The organism is Acutalibacter intestini (assembly GCF_034334985.1).
Taxonomy (GTDB): Bacteria; Bacillota; Clostridia; order Oscillospirales; family Acutalibacteraceae; genus Acutalibacter; species Acutalibacter intestini.
The window spans coordinates 1-627 of sequence record NZ_JAWXXL010000136.1 but is presented as its reverse complement, the minus strand read 5'-3'; the positions used below and the strand labels follow the sequence as shown (position 1 = coordinate 627).

The window sequence follows — 627 nt, the reverse complement described above, 5'->3', positions numbered from 1 at the left end:
TTATGAATTGATGGTGCTTTCAAAGGTGCTTGGCGTGTCTATGCAATGGCTTGTAGGGCTGGAAGAATGAAAAAGCGGCGGGAAAACCCGCCGTTTCTGCATTTTTTCGCATTTATTTTCGTGTCCCATATTGACATACTAATATTAGTATGGTATAATCCCATAAAAGGAGGCGTGAAGCATGGCAGAAAAAAGGAAAACCCATACTTCAACAGAGGTAAAGCGGCGGTATAACGAAAAAACATATACCCTTATTTCAACAAGCGTTCCGAAAGATAAAGCGGCGGCATTCAAGAAAAAGTGCGCGGAAATGGGAATACCGCAAGCACAGGTTATCAAACGGGCAATAGATAAATTTTTAGAAGAGTGAAGGCGCAGGGGGCGGGAAACCGCCCCCGTTTTTCTGTTTTATGGAGGTTTACAAGATGGGACACTATTTCAGCCATTTAACAAAAACAGACCGCTACAAGCTGGAAGCCGCATTGCTGGCCGGGGAAAAGCCGCAGGTGATCGCGGATAGATTGCACGTACACGTTAGCACCATTTATCGGGAAAAGAAGCGCGCCCGCATGGTGCAGTTGACAACCGATCTTGTAGAAGTGGATCGCTACAATCCGGACGAAGCAC

Annotated in this window: 2 protein-coding genes; both read left to right on the top strand. The window is 46.1% G+C overall.

Annotated elements, in window-relative coordinates:
- Positions 1–181 precede the first annotated feature (181 nt).
- Positions 182–370 carry a ribbon-helix-helix protein, CopG family gene (locus U8U68_RS22095; protein ID WP_322204643.1) on the top strand — a complete coding sequence of 63 codons (189 nt, stop codon included), beginning with the start codon at positions 182–184 and terminating at the stop codon, positions 368–370.
- Positions 371–425: 55 nt separating this feature from the next.
- On the top strand, positions 426–627 hold a 202-nt coding region (locus U8U68_RS22090; protein WP_322204641.1), incomplete at its 3' end, for a helix-turn-helix domain-containing protein.

What these genes read in the sequence shown, in the direction of transcription:
- U8U68_RS22095 (WP_322204643.1), top strand. Translation starts at nt 182, where the DNA reads ATGGCAGAAAAAAGGAAAACCCATACTTCAACAGAGGTAAAGCGGCGG.